Here is a 21,636-nt window from a genome sequence, read left to right as displayed (position 1 = left end):
GAGGAAGGTTAAGTTTGGTTGAGGTGTTCTCCGATTTTCTCTGCTAATATAATAGCCTTTTCCATAGGTACGAAATCTACGTTGGAAAGAATATCAGTCGGGCGATGAATATTAGGCATTCGGCCGTTACTGTCGAGTGCTGCTAAAGTGACCGCCGGAATACCTGCCCGCTGAAACCATACCGAATCAAAATCTGCCGTATGCCATGCACCAGTGGTTACTTCTTTTAATGCCGATAGTTCTGTAACTGATTGTTTGGCTATTTGAATTAGTTTATTATCATAGACGATATTCGACCAACTCCCTGTTTGAGTTATAATTTTCAGATTTCCGTTACCTAAAGTATCGAAATTAACCAGATAGGTTTCTTTGTTGAATTCGGTATAGTGTTTTTTCAGATACGCTCTTGAACCAATCATACCTACTTCTTCTGCGCCTGTCAATACCAATTCAACTTCAAGGTTAGGAAGGTTTTTTGCCCATAATTTCTGTGCCGTAGCAATGGCTGCGGCTGCTCCGGTAGCATTGTCAGAAGCGCCGTTTGAATAGCCCAGACGGAAATAATCAATCGTACCCACCACACCTTGGAGTAGGAAATAAAAAGCTAAAATATTGCCTATCAATAAAATAAAAGCATTCGGTAGAAGAAACTGAGAAATAGCCACAAACTGAGCTAGTATCATCAGAAACAAACTTATCTTTAATGATTGCCTGAAATTGCCAACCATCTCAGGGCGATACAATACTGAAATAGGGGCTGTATCCCAGTGAGCCATCAGGATAAGCTTTTTAGGTTTTACGGTCTCTTTGTTTTTGGCTTTTACAATAAGGTTATATGTAGTAACTAACGGTGGAAAATTAATAACTGGCGATGCATACCAATTGAAATACAACATGGCCATTGTTACAAATATAAGCGTCAGGAATAAGCCAATGATAGGAGAGAAGTTAAGGGATAATAAACCTATTACTAAACCACCAATGAGCCACCAAACGATAGAGATATACGTTTTAGGGGTTTTGAAAGATTCTTTCGAAACTTCCTGCTCTGCAAACAAACTGGTTAGATATTCAAGCACAGGAATTTCTTGAGGAGTAGCTACTCCTCTGTTTGGGAAAGATGCTAATTTCTCTACAATTTGTTTGGCTGTCATACCAGATTAGTGTCTTATTAGAGGGTTAAAATATCTTCTAAATCATGTTTATTAAATTAATCAAGAATTTTAAAGTCTTCTACTTCTAAACTTATGTCAGATGACCATTGAATTTTTCGTATAAACTTGTTTTTTACAAGCCAATCATAATCACTTTTCATAACACTTAGGTCTATGGTTTTGCCTAGGTTAACTAATTTACTATTCCCGCCATTATAATAATATTGACTAAAAAAGCCATTAGTATAGGTTTTAAATATTAAATTAGGATAACCTTTTAGGTATAAACTGGTATGACTCCTGCGAAAACCGATATCTTCTATTTTGCCAATAAAATGTATTATTTCATTAGAATCTGACTTTTCTTTAACAATCATCCAGAACGTGAATAATGTTAAAGTAGCAGATAAAATAAATGCTACAATTATATTTTTCTTTAAGGGGATAACAAGATCATCAATAATAATCGCACCAGGTTTCAGACTTTTATCAACAGGAATAGGTGAGTTTCTCAGATATTCGATAACAGCTTTATAATTTTCATAGCTGCCTCTTTCTATAAAAAGATTCTTACCAGCAGCCTTTATCAATAGATAATAGCGACTTTTCCCTTTTCTCTGAGTGCTACGTTCATTCCATGAAACAATGTCTTCTATCCTTATTTCGTCAAGGTACTTATTTTTACAGCTTTCTATAACCAACTTGTTAGAATAAAATACATATATCTTTTTATAGAATTCTGATATTATGGTTATCGGTATAGCGAGAAGAATTAATGAAATCACGACTACATCCCATCTTACATCGACAACTGAAATAAGAAAAGTGACAGTAAAGAGCGTTGAAAAGAGAACTAAAGGGATAACTAATTCAAAAGAATTATTTCTTGGATGTAATATGATCGGTTCCTCTTGAGACACTTTTAAATAGATTAAAATACGTTTCTAAAAATATGGCTTAGCTTTCATTATCAAAAAACACCTCAATCTCCTTCCAGGATTTGAATCTTTGATAATCATTCACCATCTGGTTATGAATAGCGCTAAACATCAGGGTTTTTCCTTTAAAGGTCTTTAGGTTTTTTTCGTGGTCGTCAATCATGTAATCTGCGGCTACAATGCTTTTATCTCCGCAAAGCACCACATTTCTCCAGGAAATAAACGGGAAATGTTCTTCCAGCCAATCCATTTTATCTTTTAGGGAATTTGGGAATTCAGTAGCTGCTGAAACAATGAATACCTCAAATTTTTCATTCAATTTTTTTACTACTTCTATGGCATCGGCCATTACTTCTACATCTCTGAAAAATCCGGGTTTAAATATTTCTTCTCTTATTTTGTGGTAGTTTTTTTCGTCGAATATTTCAAAATAGGCTTTGTTTTCAAAATGTTGTTCGGTGAAAGCTGTACTGTTGAGATGGTTGTAGGTTTTAAGAATCTTTTTTCCTGTGGCTGCCATTACGTCGTCCATATCAATGGCAATTCTTTTTTTGGTCATGAGTATTTTGGATTTGTTTGTGCGAATATAAACATAGATTTTGCAAGATTCGAAAACTAATTACATCTGTTTTGATAATTACTACTCAGCGCATAGAAACTACTATTTTTTGTTGGAAATAGTATTGTTTTTAAAAATCGTTTATACCTTTGCAACAGTTTTAGGTGCCTTATATGATTTTCGATAACCATTTCAAGGCTTAAAAGGGAATCCCGTTTAAATCGGGAACTGTCCCCGCAACTGTAAGTTTCATCTCTACATTTCTTCTACATGGCCACTGTTATACGGGAAGGTCGGAAATGTTGAAACAAGTCAGGAGACCTGCCCAAGACTATCCTTGTTTGTACTTTACGGCGGATGAAGACAAGTGAGCGACAGTTTATCATTCATCTTTTTTTAATTGCAGTATTTGAGCATTTCAGCTAAATGCTTTTTTTCAAAGGTTTCTCCTTTGATCCTGGCGTGGTTTTTACTATCGCTCAGCAAGTCTTTTGCCCAAACAGATTCAACCAGAATGCTTGATGAAGTTTCGGTGAAAAGCTTTGCACCTACACGCTTTATGGCAGGTTTGAAGATTCAAAGCATTGATTCAGCTTCTTTGCAGCAAGCAAAATTTCAGACTTTAGCTGATTTTCTTTCTTTTCAGGCACCTGTTAATTTCAGACCTTATGGGAGCGGACAATTAACAACAATCGGGCTGAGAGGTACCTCCAGTAATCATACTGCTGTGGTCTGGAATGGGATTAATATCAATTCACCGAGTACGGGACAAAGTGATTTCTCTACTTTACCTGCCGCAGGTTTCGATTTACTAGCTATTCAATACGGTTCTTCTTCTTGTGTGGTAGGTTCTGATGCCGTCGGAGGGAGCATTTTGTTAGATTCAAAGCCTATCTGGGAGAAGAAAATCCAGGTAAGCCTGGGGCAGCGGGTGGCAAGTTTTGATAACTGGCAAAGCCAGTTGAGTGTTCGTTTATCAGGCAAGCGTATCTCTTCTAAAACCGTTTTTTATAAAGGCGTATTAAATAATAATTACCCGTATACCGAAAGAAACTATTATCCGGTTGAACGCTCTACGACTGACTCAAAGGGATTTATTCAGGATTTGTTTTTTCTTACCAAAAAACAGCATCAGATTTCGCTGAATATCTGGTTATCAGACAATAATGTTGAGATTTCGCCACAATCGATTCATACAAGAGAGGTTTTGCAGACTCAGGCTATCAGGGTTCTGAATACCTATCAACTTAAAAATCTGACAATCAGAGGGGGTTATGTGCAGGATGTGACTAATTATGGCAAAGGTAATTTTGTGAAACCAAGTCGCACAGCTATCGACCGTTTTCTGATACGTGCAGAACATGAATGGAAAATATCCAAGCTAACAGCACATATTGGTACTGAAGCAGCTCATGTGATTGCTCATGTGGATGGTTATGATAAAGCTAATATTTCTGAAAACAGATTGGATGTTTTTGCCTGGTTGAGGTATCAGGTTTCGTCAAAATTCCTGACTACACTCAATTTTCGACAAGCTTTTATCAAGAGTTTTGACCCACCTTTGGCTCCTGCCTTAGGACTTGAATATCAAATCGCTAAATCTGTTAAATTGACTGGTAACCTTTCCCGCAGTTACCGAATTCCCACAATGAACGAACGTTACTGGTCTGAATTAGGTGATCCTGATCTCAAGCCGGAAGACGGCTTTAACAAAGAACTGGGTGTGAACTGGAATCATTCAAAAAATGATTTCAGTTTCAGTTCTTCGTTGAATGCCTATCACAATCTGATTAATAACTGGGTATACTGGAATCCTGAAATTAATTATCGGGTACAGAATCTGCAACAGGTATTGGCGAAAGGCATTGAGTTTTCGAACAAAGTCTTATACCAGCATGAGAAGATTTCTGCCGGATTAACGGCTCAATACGCTTTTACGCATTCTTCGCAGCAAAAGGTGTATGATGTTTTTTCGGCAGAGGTTATAGGTAAGCAGTTAATTTATATTCCTAAGCACAATTTTACGGCTAATATTTTCTATCAGACTCAATCATCTGGAAGTGGAGAGTTCCTTAAAAAACACGGAATGCCATTCCGTGCTACGCTCCAATGGCAGGCCAATAGTCGTCGATACAATACTTTTGATAATTCTAAATGGTTTGACGGTCAACAGATTTTCAATGTGATACTAGAGAATGGTTTGAAGTGGAAACATATAGATGGAAAAATATTCTTTCAGGTAAATAATGTTTTCGACGAATTGTACCTGAACTCTAAACGTAATGCCATGCCGGGCAGAAATTACGCAATCAACTTAGTATTTAATTTAAACAAGTAATATAATGAATTTTAAAAAATTAGCACTAATCAGTTTTGTTTCAATCGTACTTTTCTCTTGCGAAACAAAAGAAACAGAACCTGCACAACCGTATGATACTGGAGTATTTATTATTAATGCAGGAAACTTCTTTGATAATAATGGATCTATTTCTTTGCTAAAACGTGATTCTACAAAAGCAATCTTAGATATATTTCAAAAAGAAAATAGTCGTACAATTACGGGTAATATTACCGACTACGCGGTGGTAGATAATAAAGGAATTATATTGGTGGATAACTCTACTGATGGCCAGGATGCAATTGAGATTGTAAATGGCCGCACTTTTAAATCTGAAGCCAGAATTAAAGAAGTAGAAAATCCGCGTAATGCAATAAAAGTGGCCGCTAATAAGGCTTATGTTGTATGTTGGGATGTACTCAATGCTGATTACTCATACAAACCTGGCTATGTATTAGTAATTGACTTATTAACTAATAAAGTAACAAAGAAAATTACAGTACAAAATGGAGCAGAAGGGATTGTAGTTGTAGGTAATGAAGCTTTTGTTGGTAACAACGCTTATTCTGGCAAAAGTGAAATTTCTGTGATTGATATCAATAAAGATGAAGTATCGACTAAGATTACTTTAAAAGGGGGAACTACTAATCTGATAGTGGATGCCAATAATAAAATCTGGTGTTCGGTAGATAAAGAATTCTTGCGTATTAATCCTTCTACTAAAGCAGTTGAAGCAACTATTAGTACAGAGACATCTACTGAGAAAGTACCAGGAATGCTTGCCCTGAATGCCAACAAAACAACTATTTATTTTGATTATTCGCATTGGAGTACGGGTGGCGAAATATATAGCTTCAATATAACTGATGCCACTATTTCAACAACCACGCCTTTAATCAAACGCACGTTTTCTGCCTTAGGATTTGATGCAAAAGAGGGTATTATTTATGCAGGTGTTACACCTTCTTATAAACAATCGGGATATGTTTTCAGATATAAACCAACGGGTGTATTAATCGATTCAGTAAAAGCTGAAATCGCGCCAGCTAAGTTTTTGTTTAAGTAAAAGGATTTCTCGTTAAGGTTTTAATAAATAACCTGATTGTATTGTTATACAATTAGTAAGTCAGATAAAGAATGCATAGAATAGTCAAAACATCAACTATTCTGTGCATTCTTTGTTTATATGTACTATATTTACATTTTACCAATTAAAATTCCTGACTAATACTTGCAATTTAACGAACTCAATCTACACGATAACCTGCTATCGGGAGTAGATGCCATGAACTACATTCAGATGTCTCCTATACAGGAGCTGACCATTCCTCTCATTCTTGCTGGAAAAGATCTTATTGCTTCTGCTCAGACGGGCACTGGCAAAACTGCTGCTTATTTGATTCCTTTACTCGATCAGGTAATCCGTTTAAAAAGTAACCAGACCTCTGCTTTGGTGCTTGTGCCAACCCGTGAGCTAGCCAAACAGATTGATGAACAGATTGAAGGATTCAGTTATTTCATCAACGCTACCAGTATTGCCATTTATGGGGGGGGTAAGGGTGAAGACTGGGATCAACAGCGGAAAGCGTTGGTACATGGGGCAGATATAATTATTGCTACTCCGGGACGCCTGATGGCGCATATGAAATCGGGAGAGGTTAAATTCGACCATATCAAATGCCTTGTATTGGATGAAGCTGACAAGATGCTTGATATGGGTTTTTCGGATGATATTCTTTATGTAATCAAGCACCTGCCTGTCGAACGTCAGAACCTGATGTTTTCGGCAACGATGCCTAAGAAAATACGAGATTTTGCCAATAAAATCCTGAATAATCCCGAAGAAGTACGATTAGCTACTTCTAAACCTGCCGAAGGGATAGATCAACAGTTTTATCTGGCCAACGATACACAGAAAATTCCATTGCTGGCACATTTGCTCAAAGATTCTGAGATACAATCGGTCATTATATTTTCTTCACAGAAAGTAATGATTGATAAAATTATCAAAGCATTAATAAAATTAAAGCTGGATGCCAGAGGAATTTCTTCAGATAGTTCACAGCAAGAACGTGAGACAGTATTGCGCGATTTTAAAAATAAGCAATATAAAATTCTGGTAGCAACAGACGTGCTTTCGCGTGGAATTGATATTAATAACCTGAGTCATGTAATCAATTTTGATGTTCCGCGCGATGCAGAAGATTATATTCACCGCATTGGGCGAACTGCAAGGGCAGAAACTACTGGTACAGCTATTACATTTATCAATGAAAAAGACCAGTATCGCATCAGAAATATAGAAAAACTGCTGGAACGAGAGGTTGAGAAACAGAATATTACTGAGAGTATAGGATTAGGACCAGCCCCTGAGTATAAAGCAGCGGGTCCTAAAAACAGTTTTAAAAAATCATCAGGTGATAAACCTAAATCGAAAAAAAGATTCTTTCGCCCGGCTAAGAAACCTTCGGGCAATTAAATGAAATTTTATATCTTAGTAACCCTTATGTAATTATATAAGGGTGTTTTGTACTACTTAGTTAAATTTTCTGATAGGCTCAGTGTCTTGCAGAATATAATTGAGTTCTTCTATATTATCTGCATTAAGCTTGAGTGTCCCACGTACTACCCATATCTCGTCAGTAGCAAATCTTTTAGCCCTTTTTAATTTGAGCTGAATAATTGACTCTGGCCCAGACCCTCCGCAAAAAAAGCAAGCTGCCATCGGATTTGCTGATAAAACATATACGTTTTCGGTAGGATTAACAGGAATGATATAACCCCTGATTTCCAATTCTTTTCCTTCTAATGCTTTTACTTTCTCTCCAAAGGAAGGATATAGGAAAAACATACCTTCCTGCTTATTGAATCTTTTCTTAAATCTAACGTCTTGTAAATCTTTCCATGTTATTTTTTGAGGACTTATTTGCCATGAAAAAGATAGCAAGCTGCAAATCAGTAAAAGACTGATTCTGGAAAACTGAGAATTAAGGAGAAGCTTCATAGTAATTAAATTTATGCAACAATGTTGCAAAATTAATTAATGAATTTTATTTTTGCATCATTGTTGCATAAATTTAATTTATAAATTTTATAAAAGCCTTTATGAATATGGGCTCATTGTAAAATCATTTTATTATGACTAAAGTATTGTTAGGATTCCAGTTTATTACGTCTTCTGTAATCCATTTGTTCTGTTGCGGTTTGCCCGTTTTATTGAGTATAAGCGGAGGTTTAAGTGTTTTTAGCACTTTACATCCTTTTATGCCTGTGATTTTAGGATTACAACTTATCGTTTTTGGCTTTACTTTTTATCGATTGTATAAGCCTGCCAGGATTATTTCAAAGGCTATTAAAAATCAGCGTATTATTTTCTGGTTTATTTCACTTGCCTCCATTCTCTTGTTTTTTTATCCACCTATGCATTGGTTTAAATCTGAGGAAACCAGACTTAAAGAGGCTCAGATGAAGCGCTTTTTCAAACATAAAACCAAATAAATATGACTAAGAAAATATCAATATTACTTACAAGTTTTGTCTTTATTTCATGTTCATCTAAATCGCCTAAAGACAATTCTGTATTAATAGAAGCTAACCGCATACACTTGGAAGCTGAAGCTATACAGAGCAGGGTAGAGCCTGAAATAGAAAAAATAGATAGCCTGAAAAATCTATTACAGCTAAAGAAAATGGCTAAAGCTGATTCTCTGGCAAGCGAATTAGTTAATCTAAAAACTGATTTTGAAGATTGGGAAAAAGATCTCTTTGTTGTACCGGGTTTTGAACATACCCATGAAGGTAAGCATGCGCATAATCACCACGAGCATACACCTGCCCCTGAATTGCCTGCCGATAAAATGTTGGAGATTCAGAAGGAAATTAAGGTTAATATTGAGCGTATTGATATAGAACTCAACAAGAAGTTAGCCCAAACGAAAGAAATATTGAAATAAGCACTTACTTTAGAAATTTAACTTTGGCTCTAGCCAAAGGGCAGTTAAACCTAATACAATTAATAAGAACCAAATCCAATCGGGGAGGGTGGCTATTAAAGTTTGAGTAGAGGCGAGGTTGCTAGTGGCCTCAAAAGTCTGATGTGCTAATAGATTTTCTTGGATATGTTTGCTTTGTTGAAGCGCATTAGGTTTGTCTTCTACAAAGACCAGCAAAGAATCCTGGAAAGTTTGCCAACCTGTTTTTCGGAAAATATAAGTGGCCGTGAAAGTCAATGGATTAATCGCCGATTGTATCAATCGGGTAGTATCATTCGCTAATCTGAGTTTATCTGAGGTTACTGAAAGATTGTTTAATACTATCGGAGTTTGAGCATCAACAAAAACAGGCGCCTCTATATTGATATTATCCGTAAAAGCAGGATTTAATTGTTGAAATACACCTGACCAGATTTTATTATAATTCAAGCTATCGCCACTCAACTTGAGTGGGAAAGTTTCGTTTAGCAAACTTAAACCTATTTTGCCTACTTTCTTTTGAACTGCAATGGGGTACGTACCTATGGATTTCTGATTGATATTTTCTTCAATATGATAAGGTAGGGCAGTAAGGTTTTCGTTAATGGTAACAAATTGTTCGTTAGAAGTCTTCTTGATATGCCAGTTAGTTCCTAATGCCTGATTGATGGTTTTAATATTCTGTTCGGGAGCAATACAATTGATAAACAATATACTTTTTCCCTCGGCCACCGCTTTTTTTACTAAAGCATTGTTTGCATTACTTGGGTCGGTTATGACAAAATCAGGAGTAAAGCCTTTGGATTGCTTCGCTTTATTAATTGAAACCTTGCTTTGTGCATCTTTGGCAATGGTAGTAATAATCTCTACCCGATGATTGTTTTTGCCTAGCCATTCAGAGAGGTTTTTACTCTCAAAATCAGGGTTTTCTAGAATAAACAACACATTAAAAGGCTGTGGAGTCTGGCTATAGAAATGAATGTCTTGCAGATGATTATTATCCAATACGAGAGAGGCTTCTGTTTGGCCAATAGTAAAAGAAGGAAAACTCAGATGAAAAGTATTAAAACCTTTTTGCAAGGGTAGACTATCTAATACCTGATTGGCATATCTAATGGTCAGAGTTGTGGCTTTATCGACTTCGATTTTTCCACTTACTTCCTGCATATCTCCTTTTCTGACAATCGCTTTCCACTGTAAGTTCTGTAATTGATTATCTGCGTAGTAGGGTAGCCAGTTCAATTTTTTCTGGCTTAGCTGGCTGATCGTTTGAGGGCTAAAATCTTCTCCTAATAAATAGATATTACCTAATTGATCAATCAAATGCGGGTTTTTAGCAGTTATTCTATTGAAATCTCTGGTACTGAAACTTTCCGTAATATGTAGGCTGTCTTTAATTTTCTGAATATAGGCAGAGGGAACATTGGTATCCGTCAGAAGGACTTTATTAGTATCAGTGGTATATTTCCATTCGGGTTGAAGAATAAAAAGAAAGACCAATAACCAAACAAATAGGTTTAAGCCTAAGCGTATCCACAAACGTTTTTTAGTTAGTGATTTGGATTGCAGTATGAGCCAAACTTGTACAAGCAAAACAATGCCTAAACAAGCATAAAGTATCCAGTTTGATTGAAAAATTGAGAATATTAATAGCAAGAATGTCATCGTTTAGGTGAAACTGTTTTTCTTCAAACCTGATTATTGAATGTTTTTCCAGAAGGCTTTTTCTAATTTTTTCTCTCCTACGTACGACTTGTTCATCGTGCCTTTGGGTTGATTGGTGCCCGTTAACTGGTACAATTTGGTTTTTAAATCTGCTTTTTCATCAGCTGATAAATCCTTATCATTGATTAATTTTTGTAGCAAGCCCAGTACTGACCAGTTAGACAATTTACTGTTCATGACTCTGGTGCTTAAATAGCTTCCCAATGTCAGAACTTTTTGCTTTTGTAGGCCATTTAGTTTTTGGGCTTCTATTTTAGTGTCTACAATGCCTAATACTTCTGCTACTAAGCGTTCAATTTGTTGTTGAGAAAAGTTCTTTTCGTAGCTGAAAGTCTCATTGAATTTCGTCAACTCTCCCGTCAGACGTTTTTCTTTTTCTTTAATTGGGGGTGGGTCAAAACTCGTTTTCTTTACAAATGTTCTGGCTTTTTGTTGGGCTGATTTCAAGAATTCTAAAGCTTTTTTCTCAAAAGGAAGGGCTTTTTCAGGCTCATATAAACGTAAATGCAATTCTGACTGCCACATTTGTTCCAATGCCATTTTTAATAAACTACGGGTCGATTGTTCGTAGAATGTATTGACTTCACCGTCATCATGGTTATGTACATAATCTTTCAGAATAGCTGCCAGTGGGTCTTCATTTTCCTGATTTCCTTTTGCTCCGCCACCGTGGTCGTGGGCATCGTTATGTGGTTTTTCACCATCTTCGTGGTCATGTTCGCCCTCATCGTGTGCGTGAGAAAAACCTTTTAATAAATCAGCCGTTTCAGTGCTTGCCCCCTCAGGAAGCGCACTACCACCGCCAATAGAGTTTTCAAACTCTTCTCCTAGGTATTGACCATAGCGCAAGCGCAAAGCCTTCTGGTCGAAACCTATTTCGTTCGAAGTACTATTAAAATCTTTCTGATTAATCTTATTTCTCTTGGCAATCAGTTTTTCGGTATCTATAATAATCTGCCTTTGGCTTCTGAAATATTCAGGCAGAATATTCATAGCCATGGTTGCCATTTCGGCTTCTTCGGTTTTAGAAGTATCCTTATAAACAATAAAATAGGTGTCTGATTTGGTATAGTTGGGTTCCGGGCGTTTATTATCAAAGGCAGCCCAGTAATAATACAATTCATCTCCCGGCGCAAAATTCAAGGCTTTCAGGTCTATACTTTTATTAATATTCGCTTCTTTAAAATTCGCCTGATTGATGGGTAGTTTTATTTCTCTGAACTTTACATTCTCACCCGAACCTCTGGCAACAGTAGCCACAATAAAAGCTTGTGTTACTAAAAAATCATCAGACATTCTGGCTGAAATCTGTACCGTTTTAGGGTCTTTCAGGTAATGAAATTTATAGAGTTCTTTTGAAGCCGGGTCTATTTTAGGTGCTAAATCAGGAATAGCTTCCAATCGATAATAATCTGATTGATAAATGAGAGAGTCTTTCCAATAGGCTTTAAATGCATATAAGCCTGAGCCTTGCAGAACATCAGTATACTCAAATATTTCACCTGCTTTTTTGAATGCTAATTCATCACCTCGGTTATTGCTTAATTTCACGGTTAAATTTTGCGAATGGCTAAATTCCAGTTGCCATTTCAACACTGAGCCGCTAATGGCAGAAGCATTCAGATCAGTAGTTGATTTAATCGGGATTTTAGTGTAAGCGGGAGAGGTAATAATCAATTGAGCCGTAATAAAAACCGGAGCAGTAGCAATTTTTTCTGCTGGCTGATTCGCATTGGCAGTATTGCTGACAGTTTTTGATAATTGTTTTCTTTGCAAAAATGGGTAGCCATAGTATATGCCCAAAGATAACAGAAGTGCTACTATTGGAATCCAAATATTAGAATTGATAGCCGTTGGCATCTTCTGATGGCTTAGTTTATCGGCTAACCTTTCCAACTGCAATTGCTCTGCAATATTGGGTTGAGATACATTTAATAGTTGTAGGCTATATTCGGCATCGTCTATATTCTGATGGATAAATTGTACAGCATCGTTTTGTTTATCCTGAAAAAGCCTGGTGAAGTAAGCACTTATACAAAAGGCAATTATACCACCCACCAATGGCAAAACCAATGATTGACTAAAAGCTAAAAGCAATAAAAAGACTGAAAGAGCTATCAGGGCGCACGTCAATAAGGCAGTGGCATATAACTGGTAGCGAACTCCGGATATGATATGTTTAACCTGATTCATGCGTTTTTACGAATGGCAATAGTACGTTCGATACCTAAAATAACGATAAATATTAAGAGTAATATTTTTGAAAAATCACTTTCTTCCGGTGCCTGATTATGCCTGGCGTATTTAAATAACCCATTCAACTGTTGTTGACTCAAGGCATAAGAAGCTGGTTTTAATTGATAGTACCTGATTAATATTTCTCCAAACCATTCAGGTAATTCTCCATTAAAAACAAGCTCCGACGATTGAGGATTTAAACCCGAAGGAATTTGTAGGATGTTATTCTGATAACTTAATTTATTATTAGGGATGTTGTTCGTATTTGATAAGATAAATAAAGTTGATGCTGAAAAAGCTTTTGATTGAGCTGGAACTCTGTCACTAAATACCCAATCATATTTCTTGCTATCTGTCAATTCTGTGTCAATGCCCAAATCCATCTGATATACTTCTGCCAATGCCTTCAATGAAGCATTAATCGTTTGTTTTTCAGTTTTATCAGTATTTAGTACCAACACATTGATAGTGTTATTCAGAATAGGTTTATCTGTATATTTACCGTTTTTATCTAATTCAGTAGTCGCCACAAGCTGATTGGTAGCATTTACGAATAGTTTTTGGTTGTTATTGGCAAAAGCTAAATAAGGCTTTGGAACTGTATTCAAAGAATCGACAATTGTATGCAAACTAAATGGATTCGGGACAAAAACATTACCTATTTGTGCTAAGCCCTGCTGATTGATAAAGTATAATTCCAGATGTTCTTTATCTGTTACCTGTGCTATTTTATTCAGGCAGGATTGAAGAATAATCGGATTAAGATCTTTGCTTGTGGGCAATTGGTTGATGTCTTCAACGGGTATTGGATTAGCTTGGATCCAGTATAATTTTTCGCCTTTTTTCTGGGCTTCTTCTATTTCAAACTTGAAATTATTGACAACCAGACTATTCGGCTGTACTAAATGAATTTTTTTATTGGCACTCTCATTATTTGCCCAATTGATGAGCGGCTTGCTTAAAAAGAAGCAAAGTAAAAGAATAAGTATGCAACGAAGTAATAGCAACAGGATATTGTCTAACCGAATGCCCCTTGACTGCTGCAAGTTTTTTTCGATTAGCCATTGTGTAGCTGCCCATTCTAATACTTTCCCTTTTTTCTGATGCCAGAAATGGAGGATAATCGGTACGGCAATAGCCAAACCTCCCCAAAGCATCAAAGGATTTAACAATTCCATACTTACAATTTCCTTTTCTTTAATGATTCTGTAATCACCCTTGCAATGGGTTCATTGAGCGTTACCCTAATTAAATTTACATTTGGTATGCGTAATGCCTCTTCCAGATTATTCAGATAAGCCAATGCCGTTGCTTTAAACTCATCTTTAATGGCTTCTGCCTGCAATTCTATTTCTTTTTGCGTTTCAAGGTCTTTAAATCGATAAAAACCTTTCAAGTCAAAATTAACCTCATCTTCGCCTAATACCTGAAAAATCACAATATCCCGTCTTGGATTGGCGATATTCTGGATTAGCTTTAACCACTCATCATCTGCCTGCAAGATATCAGAAGCTAATACAATCAGTTCTTTTTGCTTTTGCTGAAACTCTGGAAACTTGGGATTATTATTTTTCCATTCTCCACCTGCTTCGGCTTTTTCCAATGAATATAATATCCGCTGAAAAGATTGTTTTCCTGACGGTACTAAAGTTTGTAAATCACCATTTTGTAAGGTGTACAAACTCATCTGGTCGCTTTGACGGTATCCTAAATAAGCTAATGATGCCAACAGGATTTTACAGTATTGTAGTCGAGTTACACCTTTCTCCTGATAATTCATAGAGCCGGATAAGTCTAATACAAAACGGATATGCAGATTACTTTCGGTAGACGATTCCCGAACCAGATGTTTTTGTGTACGGGCATAGAGTTTCCAGTCAATTCTTTTAGGGTCGTCGCCTGGTTCGTAGTGTCTGTATTGCTCAAATTCTGCTCCAATACCCGAACGCTTACTACCATGAATTCCCAGCATGACTTCTTCACTAACCAATCGCCCAGCCAGTTGCAGATTATTTAATTTAATGAGTTCGGTAGTGAGCATCAGATTATTTTTTCAACAATTCCCCAATCACATCATCCGTCGTAATATTTTCAGCTTCAGCACGGAAATTCAACGCTATTCTATGGCGTAATACCGGATAGGCTAATGTCTCAATATCTTCAGGAATCACCGAAAAACGTTCGTTTAATACGGCTCTGGCTTTTGAGCAAAGAATCAATGCCTGCCCTGCACGAGGCCCTGCTCCCCAATTGCACCATTGTTTTACGAATGCGGAGGTACTATTTGCCGGACGGGTATTTCTCACCAAAGAATTCACTCTCGAAATTAACTCATCACTGATATGAACCTGGCGTGTTATTTTCTGTAGATCAATAATTTCTTTATCGGTTAATACCGTCTGCAAAGTTTGTTTGCTAATACCTGTAGTACTTTTCAATACATTTAACTCCTCTTGTTCAGATGGATACCCCAATTTGATATACAATAAAAAACGGTCTAACTGTGCCTCTGGTAGTGGATAAGTACCTGCCTGCTCAATTGGGTTTTGGGTAGCAATAATCAAAAAGGGTTGGGGCAAATCATAATTGGTACCTGCATAAGTTACCTTATATTCCTGCATGGCCTCTAGTAAGGCGGCTTGTGTTTTAGGAGGAGTACGGTTAATCTCATCGGCCAATACAATATTAGCAAAGATTGGCCCCTGGTTAAACTTGAAAAACTTCTTGCCTGTTTCGTGGTCTTCTTCCAGAATCTCTGTTCCGATAATATCACCGGGCATTAAATCGGGTGTAAACTGCACACGTTTAAACTTCATTTCAAGGGCCTCTGACATGGTTTTTACCATCAAGGTTTTAGCCAGTCCGGGTACACCCTCCAGCAAACAATGCCCACCTGCCAACAGACTGATTAATATTTCATTGATAGCCTCTTGCTGACCGACAATGACCTTACCGATTTCTTTTTTTAAGTGTGGTAATTTAGCTACCAGTGATTTATAGTGAGTTAGTGCTTGTGTTTCCAATGTTTAAACTGTTAATGCGTAATTAATGATGTTTACACCAAATTTGGTATTGTCTTCGGCTAACCACCGTTTGTTTCTGAAATCATAGTCCCATTCGCAGCCATAATCTTTATTGCTGTATAATACCCCGATTCTTCCGTTAATCTGAATGGCTTTCAGGTAATCATGCACAAGATCATCACCCCAGCCGTTCAGCTCGAAACTGGTGGTAGGAGGGCCATCAAAATGGAAGAAAGAATGATAAATGGGATGTGTATTGGGTATTTTTTGTAGTGCTTTTGCTCCAAAGGTACGAGCCATTTCCTGTTCAAAAGATTTGGCAAAGAGTCCGTCAACGTCATGGTTACAATCATCAACAAAGACAAAGCCGCCGTTTTCTACATATTTCTTGAAATGGTCTCTTTCCTGACTTGAAAATTCGACTAATTTATGACCACTCAAATAGCAAAAAGGACTTTTGAATATCTCATTGCTACTCAATAATACCACTTTTTCCTTTTCGTCGATAGGTATAGTAGTATATTCTACCAGCGAATTCAGGATATTAACGGGCATGCGCTGGTCAGTATCCCAATCCCCCGAAGTATATTGAATCCGAGTGAAAACGAATGGTTTCAAGTTTGATGAAGTATTATTAATCAATTTTCTTTGGTGTTTTGGAGAATTTGGTTTGGAGAAAGGAGAATGCGGACGCCGCGCGGGAACAAGGAGAAAGGAAGAATATTTTAATATTCATTTCCCTTTTCCTTTAACCGTTCTCCTTGTTCCTTTCTCCAATCAATTCAATTATACCGCATCTGATAATGAAGAGAATGTAAATTCTCTGATTTTCATTGGCGGTACTATATAATTCTGATTCGATTCTGTGCTCACTACACGCTCAGGTTTACCTAGTGTTTCAAGGTTATTAAGCATGATAATCGGACTTTCGTTAAAACGGAAATTCTTGATTGGGTGTTTTATCTTACCGTCTTCAATATAGAAAGTTCCGTCACGTGTTAGTCCCGTTTGCAATAATGTTTGAGGGTCAACTGAGCGGATATACCATAATTTGGTTACTAAAATACCTCTTTTAGTACTTTTAATCATATCCTCTAGGGTTGCAGTACCACCTTCCATAATCATATTATTCGGGAAAGGTACAGGCTTAACACCTTTTTCTTTAGCCCAGAATCTTGAGTAAGCCAGGTTTTTCACTACACCTTTTTCAACCCAGAATAATTTCTTCTGAGCCTGACCATCGCCTGACCATGCCGCAGCAGGTAATTCAGGATGTTGAGGGTCTGAGTAGAATGTTACTCGCTCATCTACTATTTTTTCACCTAATTTGGTTTTGCCACCAGGTTTACTCATTGACGAACGCCCCTCGTCTGCACTACGGGCATCCATATCAAAGTATAAGTTTTCCAACAATACTACTCCGGCAGTTGGCTCTAAGATAACCGTATATTTACCAGGCTCTAAAGCCTTAGCACCTACCGAACCTTTTGATTTCTGAATAGCGACTCTGGTGGCAGCGGCTGTATCTAATTTATTAACATCGCTGTAACCTTTAGCTACATAACCTGAGCCTGTACCATCTGGTGTACGGACAGTCAGTGAGAAATTAACATTAGAATCCAGATAATAGGCAAACAACCCCTTAGAGTTCATCATGGCATTAAAGCCTTTACGGTCTTCTAAAAAACCGGCAGCAACCAGATTCTGATCTCTGGTGAGTTTAAGGCTTTTCTCTACGGCATCTGCACGGGTGGCAGGAGTGATATTGGCTGTAGAATCAAAATAACCACTCGATTTTACATATTGTTGCGGCTCCAGTACTCCTACATATTCAGGGTTTTCAGGAGCTAATTGTGCTAATTCTTCCGAACGACGTACTACTTTTTCAATAGACGCGTCGTCTAATTCGTCAATAGTAGCAACCCCTACTTTTTTGCCGTAGGCTGATTGTACCTGTAAATTTACATTGGTGAGTGCACCACTGGTAGATACCTCATTACGAGCGTATCTGATATTACCACGTGTTTCACCCAGCAGATTTACTTCACATTCATCTGCTTTAGAATACTTCAAAACCTTTTGTAACAAGGCTTTAGCTTCTGCTTCGGTTAGTATAACAGCCATTGATTTTAAGATTAAAGGTTAAAAGGAACATGGTTAAAGGTTGTTGGAACAAGGAGAATGGTCAACGGAACAAGGAATACAATTTGTAATTGAAGTCTTACCTTCTCCTTATCTTTTTTCTGGTTTACTTTCTCCGTTCTCCTTTTTCCTTTCACCAACAAAAGAAATTAGATTTTACGTGCTGTGTTAATGACATTTACTCCATTAAAACGAGCCGTTGAACTACCATGAGATACCGCACTTGATTGCGAAGGTTGACCCTTGCCATCAAAGAACGAACCACCTAAACGGTAGTCTCTTTCGTCGCATATCTGTGTACAAGAATTCCAGAATTCTTGTGTGTTCGATTGATACGCCACATCTTTTAACATTCCTTCAATCTTACCATCTTTGATTTCATAAAACAATTGTCCACCAAACTGGAAGTTGTAGCGTTGTTGGTCAATTGAGAACGAACCATCACCAATGATATATACTCCTTTTTTTACATCTTTAATCATTTCTTCAACAGAAAGCGGGGTTTTACCTGGCGCTAACGATACATTGGCCATACGTTGGAATTGAACCGACGACCAGCTATCTGCATAGCAACAACCGTGTGATTCTTTTTCACCAATAATATGAGCCTGATCTCTGATAGCCTGATAATTTACCAGCGTTCCGTCTTTCACTAAGTCCCAACGTTTGGTTTGCACACCTTCGTCGTCCCAACCTACAGCGCCTAATGAACCTACCTGTGTTTTATCGGCAAATAGGTTTACTTGTTTACTACCGTAGTTGAAGTTTTTACTTTGCCATTTATCTAATGTAGCGAATGAGGTTCCTGCAAAGTTGGCCTCATAACCCAATACGCGGTCAAGTTCTAAAGGGTGACCTACCGACTCATGGATTGTCAACCACAAGTGTGATGGGTCTAATATTAAATCATATTTACCTGCTTCTACCGATTTCGCTGTTAGCTTTGCTTTAGCTTGTTGCGCTGCCGCAGTCACGTCTTCCAGCATATCGTAGCCTTTGTTATAACGGGTAGTGATACCTGTTACTTTGTCGGATGGATTAGCCTGAAGATATTCATAACCCATACCAACTGGTGCACTCAACGCCTGACGGGTTTCGAATTTACCTGTTTTAGGATCGATAGCAGTTACGGCTGCAATAGGCCAGATACGGTGAATATCCTGATCAATATATGAACCATCAGTTGAAGCAAAATACTTTTGCTCATTCACCATAAATAATACCGAGTTAACATAGTTTGCACCATTTTTAAGCGCAGCATCATTAACACTTAATAATAAATCTACTTTCTCTTTGATAGGTACTTCAAAGGCGTTCTTTTTAATCGGAGCTTTCCAGCTTACTTCACCAAAACCTTTTTGTGGAGCCAGTTGTACAGGTTCTTTCAAGAGTTTTGAGTTGGCTTTTGCGATTGCTACTGCTTCTTCAGCAGCTTTGGCTGTATCGGCTTCTGTTTTGGCATCTACCACAGCGGCAAATCCCCAGCAACCGTTGGCAATTACACGCACACCTACACCATAAGACTCAGTATTAACGATATTCTGCACTTTGTCTTCACGTGTTACGACAAACTGATTCAGGTATCGACCGATACGGATGTCGGTATAGGTAGCACCTTTGGCTTTGGCAGCATTCAGGGCAGCATCAGCTAAACGCTTTTTCAATGCTACATCAATGCCTCCATCTAAAAGGGCTTCTTGTGAAACCGAATTGCCTACAATCGGAATATTGGGCAACATCATTGCGCCAAATCCCATACCAGATAATTGGATAAAGTCTCTTCTTTTCAAAGCTTTTTCAGTTTTTATTTTGTGATTGAAATATTAAGTTAGTGTAACTATAAAAGTAAGAATTAAAATGAACTAAATACTAACCCAGTAAGGGGGATTTTGATAAAAGGCCAAATAAATGTGCTGAGAGGCCTGTTAAATGATGTTAAAACCCCACGCCAACGGGCGACCGTCCCGACCCTCCCCAACAATAGGGGGTTAAAAACCATGTGTCTATTATTGTTAATATCCTTCTTTTTTCTCTTTTATAATTTAGAATATAAAGGGATTTTTTAATTCCCTCCCCACAGTTGGGGAGGGTTAGGACGGTCGCCCGCTGGCGTGGGGTTTCTATATAACTTAAACCGCATCCGAAAGCGATGAGAACGTAAAGTCTCTGATTTTCATCGGTGGTATCATGTTGCCGCCTACGCGTACCGGAGCACCCATAGCCTCAAGGTTATTCAACATGATAACCGGACTTTCGTTGAAACGGAAGTTTTTTACAGGGAATTTGATTTGTCCTTTCTCGATATAGAAAGTTCCGTCACGGGTAAGACCTGTATACAGTAAGGTTTGCGGGTCAACGGCACGGATATACCAGAAGCGTGTTACCAGAATACCTTTTTCGGTACCTTTAATCAAATCGGCTAAAGATTGCGTACCTCCCTGCATCAGGAATCCGTTTGGCGGTGGCACAGCCTTTACGCCTTTTTTCTCTGCCCAGAATCTTGAATAGGATAGGTTTTTCACCACTCCATTCTCAATCCATGAGATTTTTTCTTGTGGACGTCCATCGCCTGAAAAACCTGCGTTTGGTACTTCAGCATTGGTAGGGTCAGAGTAAATATTTACTCTTTCGTCGAATAGTTTTTCTCCTAAACGCGTGCCACCCCCTTTTTTGCTTAAGAAACTTCTGCCTTCATCTGCATTACGTGCATCAATGCTACGCATCATGTTTTGTAATAAATCAACAGATGCCGCAGGCTCTAAAATAACCGTATATTTACCCGGCTCTAATGCCTGTGCATTTACCGAAGCCATCGCTTTTTGCATCGCTACCTCAGTAGTTGATTTAGTGTTCAGTTTCGACACATCGTTGAAATCTTTGATGGCATACCCTGAGCCCAGACCATCAGCTGTACGAACCGTGATTGAGAAATCAACCGAAGTAGATTTATTATAACCAAACAAACCTTTGCTGTTACCGATAGCAAAAAAGCCAGTCGTATCTTCCAGATAACCCGCAGCCACGAGATTCTTTTTAGAACATGGATCGATACTATCAAATGCTGCTTTGGCTCTGTAATCAGGGTTGATATCAGCAGTTTTTTGAGCGAAAGTATTTGACTCCAGATAGGTTTGTGGGCCTAACATAGTCATATACTCAGGATTTTCAGGAGCTAATCTGGCGATTTCTTCTGCCCTGCGAACTGTTTTTTCTAAAGAGGCATCATCAAACTCGTTGATAGTTGATGTACCTGAGCGTTTGCCGTAAACGGCTGTTACTGCCAAAGATAAATCGGTTGATTCGCCACTGGTAGAAACGGTATTACGGGCATAACGAATATTTCCGGTGCGACGGCCCGTAAGACCTACGCTCATTTCGTCTGCTTTTGAGTAGGCTAAAACCTTGTCGATTATCTTTTTAGCTTCTTCTTTTGTTAATATTGCCATTTTTTGAATTAGATTGGTTAAAGGTTAATGGAACATGGAAAAAGGAACACGGACAACGGATTGAAACTTTATTCAAACTTCGCTTTCTCCTACACACTGTCC

General features: G+C 37.8%; 18 protein-coding genes and 1 riboswitch. Of the genes, 5 read left to right on the top strand and 13 right to left on the bottom strand.

Features of this window, described 5'->3' with window-relative positions:
- Positions 1-8: 8 nt before the first annotated feature.
- Genes ACYVFA_RS09395 through ACYVFA_RS09385 form a run of 3 tightly spaced genes read right to left on the bottom strand, consistent with a single transcriptional unit; the run spans position 9 to position 2,651 of the window.
- A complete protein-coding gene (locus ACYVFA_RS09395) occupies positions 9-1,154 on the bottom strand; it encodes a M28 family metallopeptidase (protein WP_460471566.1) in 1,146 nt (381 codons plus the stop codon).
- A 56-nt stretch (positions 1,155-1,210) separates the two neighbouring features.
- On the bottom strand, positions 1,211-2,074 hold the full coding sequence (locus ACYVFA_RS09390) for a hypothetical protein (protein ID WP_460471565.1): 864 nt from the start codon (positions 2,072-2,074) through the stop codon (positions 1,211-1,213).
- Positions 2,075-2,111: 37 nt separating this feature from the next.
- Positions 2,112-2,651 carry a 5' nucleotidase, NT5C type gene (locus ACYVFA_RS09385; protein WP_460471564.1) on the bottom strand — a complete coding sequence of 180 codons (540 nt, stop codon included), beginning with the start codon at positions 2,649-2,651 and terminating at the stop codon, positions 2,112-2,114.
- A 145-nt stretch (positions 2,652-2,796) separates the two neighbouring features.
- Positions 2,797-2,994: riboswitch (cobalamin riboswitch) on the top strand.
- Between the two features lie 171 nt (positions 2,995-3,165).
- On the opposite strand from ACYVFA_RS09385, the gene ACYVFA_RS09380 reads away from it, so the two are divergent.
- From ACYVFA_RS09380 to ACYVFA_RS09370, 3 genes are all read left to right on the top strand, one after another.
- Complete coding sequence (locus tag ACYVFA_RS09380) at positions 3,166-4,989, top strand: TonB-dependent receptor plug domain-containing protein (RefSeq protein ID WP_460471563.1); 1,824 nt, start codon at positions 3,166-3,168, stop codon at positions 4,987-4,989.
- A 4-nt stretch (positions 4,990-4,993) separates the two neighbouring features.
- Positions 4,994-6,055 (top strand): YncE family protein, encoded by a 1,062-nt coding sequence (locus ACYVFA_RS09375; protein ID WP_460471562.1) that lies wholly within the window; start codon positions 4,994-4,996, stop codon positions 6,053-6,055.
- A gap of 165 nt (positions 6,056-6,220) precedes the next feature.
- The gene (locus ACYVFA_RS09370) at positions 6,221-7,468 is read left to right on the top strand and encodes a DEAD/DEAH box helicase (protein WP_460471561.1); all 1,248 of its coding nucleotides are present in this window, start codon (positions 6,221-6,223) and stop codon (positions 7,466-7,468) included.
- 57 nt (positions 7,469-7,525) lie between these two features.
- Here the strand turns inward: ACYVFA_RS09370 and ACYVFA_RS09365 are convergent, their stop codons facing one another.
- Positions 7,526-7,993 carry a DUF3299 domain-containing protein gene (locus ACYVFA_RS09365; protein ID WP_460471560.1) on the bottom strand — a complete coding sequence of 156 codons (468 nt, stop codon included), beginning with the start codon at positions 7,991-7,993 and terminating at the stop codon, positions 7,526-7,528.
- A gap of 134 nt (positions 7,994-8,127) precedes the next feature.
- Between ACYVFA_RS09365 and ACYVFA_RS09360 the strand changes: the two genes are divergently transcribed.
- Complete coding sequence (locus tag ACYVFA_RS09360; RefSeq protein WP_460471559.1) at positions 8,128-8,487, top strand: hypothetical protein; 360 nt, start codon at positions 8,128-8,130, stop codon at positions 8,485-8,487.
- 2 nt (positions 8,488-8,489) lie between these two features.
- Positions 8,490-8,942 (top strand): hypothetical protein, encoded by a 453-nt coding sequence (locus ACYVFA_RS09355; RefSeq protein ID WP_460471558.1) that lies wholly within the window; start codon positions 8,490-8,492, stop codon positions 8,940-8,942.
- Positions 8,943-8,951: 9 nt separating this feature from the next.
- On the opposite strand, the gene ACYVFA_RS09350 is transcribed toward ACYVFA_RS09355, so the two are convergent.
- From ACYVFA_RS09350 to ACYVFA_RS09310, 9 genes are all read right to left on the bottom strand, one after another.
- Positions 8,952-10,625 (bottom strand): hypothetical protein, encoded by a 1,674-nt coding sequence (locus ACYVFA_RS09350; protein ID WP_460471557.1) that lies wholly within the window; start codon positions 10,623-10,625, stop codon positions 8,952-8,954.
- Between the two features lie 33 nt (positions 10,626-10,658).
- Positions 10,659-12,878, bottom strand: a complete 2,220-nt coding sequence (locus ACYVFA_RS09345) for a hypothetical protein (protein ID WP_460471556.1) — start codon at positions 12,876-12,878, stop codon at positions 10,659-10,661.
- Entirely contained in the window at positions 12,875-14,101 is a 1,227-nt protein-coding gene (locus ACYVFA_RS09340) for a BatA domain-containing protein (RefSeq protein ID WP_460471555.1), read from the bottom strand. Before ACYVFA_RS09340 ends, ACYVFA_RS09345 begins: the two co-directional genes overlap by 4 nt.
- A gap of 2 nt (positions 14,102-14,103) precedes the next feature.
- A complete protein-coding gene (locus ACYVFA_RS09335) occupies positions 14,104-14,964 on the bottom strand; it encodes a DUF58 domain-containing protein (protein ID WP_460471554.1) in 861 nt (286 codons plus the stop codon).
- A gap of 4 nt (positions 14,965-14,968) precedes the next feature.
- Entirely contained in the window at positions 14,969-15,946 is a 978-nt protein-coding gene (locus ACYVFA_RS09330; RefSeq protein ID WP_460471553.1) for an AAA family ATPase, read from the bottom strand.
- Positions 15,947-15,949: 3 nt separating this feature from the next.
- Positions 15,950-16,564: a DUF4159 domain-containing protein gene (locus ACYVFA_RS09325; protein ID WP_460471552.1), complete on the bottom strand. Its 615-nt coding sequence runs from the start codon at positions 16,562-16,564 to the stop codon at positions 15,950-15,952.
- A gap of 168 nt (positions 16,565-16,732) precedes the next feature.
- Entirely contained in the window at positions 16,733-18,070 is a 1,338-nt protein-coding gene (locus ACYVFA_RS09320) for a TldD/PmbA family protein (protein ID WP_460471551.1), read from the bottom strand.
- A gap of 167 nt (positions 18,071-18,237) precedes the next feature.
- Entirely contained in the window at positions 18,238-19,878 is a 1,641-nt protein-coding gene (locus tag ACYVFA_RS09315; RefSeq protein WP_460471550.1) for a TldD/PmbA family protein, read from the bottom strand.
- Positions 19,879-20,217: 339 nt separating this feature from the next.
- Positions 20,218-21,534, bottom strand: a complete 1,317-nt coding sequence (locus ACYVFA_RS09310) for a TldD/PmbA family protein (protein ID WP_460471549.1) — start codon at positions 21,532-21,534, stop codon at positions 20,218-20,220.
- Between the last annotated feature and the right edge of the window lie 102 nt (positions 21,535-21,636).

Source organism: Emticicia fontis (assembly GCF_054779675.1).
Note: the sequence above shows the minus strand (reverse complement) of the source record. Positions and strands in the feature narration are given on the sequence as shown.

Excerpts from the sequence above, each read along its gene's own strand:
- ACYVFA_RS09375 (WP_460471562.1), top strand. The coding sequence starts at position 4,994 with ATGAATTTTAAAAAATTAGCACTAATCAGTTTTGTTTCAATCGTACTT.
- ACYVFA_RS09350 (WP_460471557.1), bottom strand. The coding sequence starts at position 10,625 with ATGACATTCTTGCTATTAATATTCTCAATTTTTCAATCAAACTGGATA.
- ACYVFA_RS09380 (WP_460471563.1), top strand. The coding sequence starts at position 3,166 with ATGCTTGATGAAGTTTCGGTGAAAAGCTTTGCACCTACACGCTTTATG.
- ACYVFA_RS09360 (WP_460471559.1), top strand. The coding sequence starts at position 8,128 with ATGACTAAAGTATTGTTAGGATTCCAGTTTATTACGTCTTCTGTAATC.
- ACYVFA_RS09345 (WP_460471556.1), bottom strand. The coding sequence starts at position 12,878 with ATGAATCAGGTTAAACATATCATATCCGGAGTTCGCTACCAGTTATAT.
- ACYVFA_RS09355 (WP_460471558.1), top strand. The coding sequence starts at position 8,490 with ATGACTAAGAAAATATCAATATTACTTACAAGTTTTGTCTTTATTTCA.
- ACYVFA_RS09335 (WP_460471554.1), bottom strand. The coding sequence starts at position 14,964 with ATGCTCACTACCGAACTCATTAAATTAAATAATCTGCAACTGGCTGGG.
- ACYVFA_RS09310 (WP_460471549.1), bottom strand. The coding sequence starts at position 21,534 with ATGGCAATATTAACAAAAGAAGAAGCTAAAAAGATAATCGACAAGGTT.
- ACYVFA_RS09320 (WP_460471551.1), bottom strand. The coding sequence starts at position 18,070 with ATGGCTGTTATACTAACCGAAGCAGAAGCTAAAGCCTTGTTACAAAAG.
- ACYVFA_RS09385 (WP_460471564.1), bottom strand. The coding sequence starts at position 2,651 with ATGACCAAAAAAAGAATTGCCATTGATATGGACGACGTAATGGCAGCC.
- ACYVFA_RS09395 (WP_460471566.1), bottom strand. The coding sequence starts at position 1,154 with ATGACAGCCAAACAAATTGTAGAGAAATTAGCATCTTTCCCAAACAGA.
- ACYVFA_RS09340 (WP_460471555.1), bottom strand. The coding sequence starts at position 14,101 with ATGGAATTGTTAAATCCTTTGATGCTTTGGGGAGGTTTGGCTATTGCC.
- ACYVFA_RS09365 (WP_460471560.1), bottom strand. The coding sequence starts at position 7,993 with ATGAAGCTTCTCCTTAATTCTCAGTTTTCCAGAATCAGTCTTTTACTG.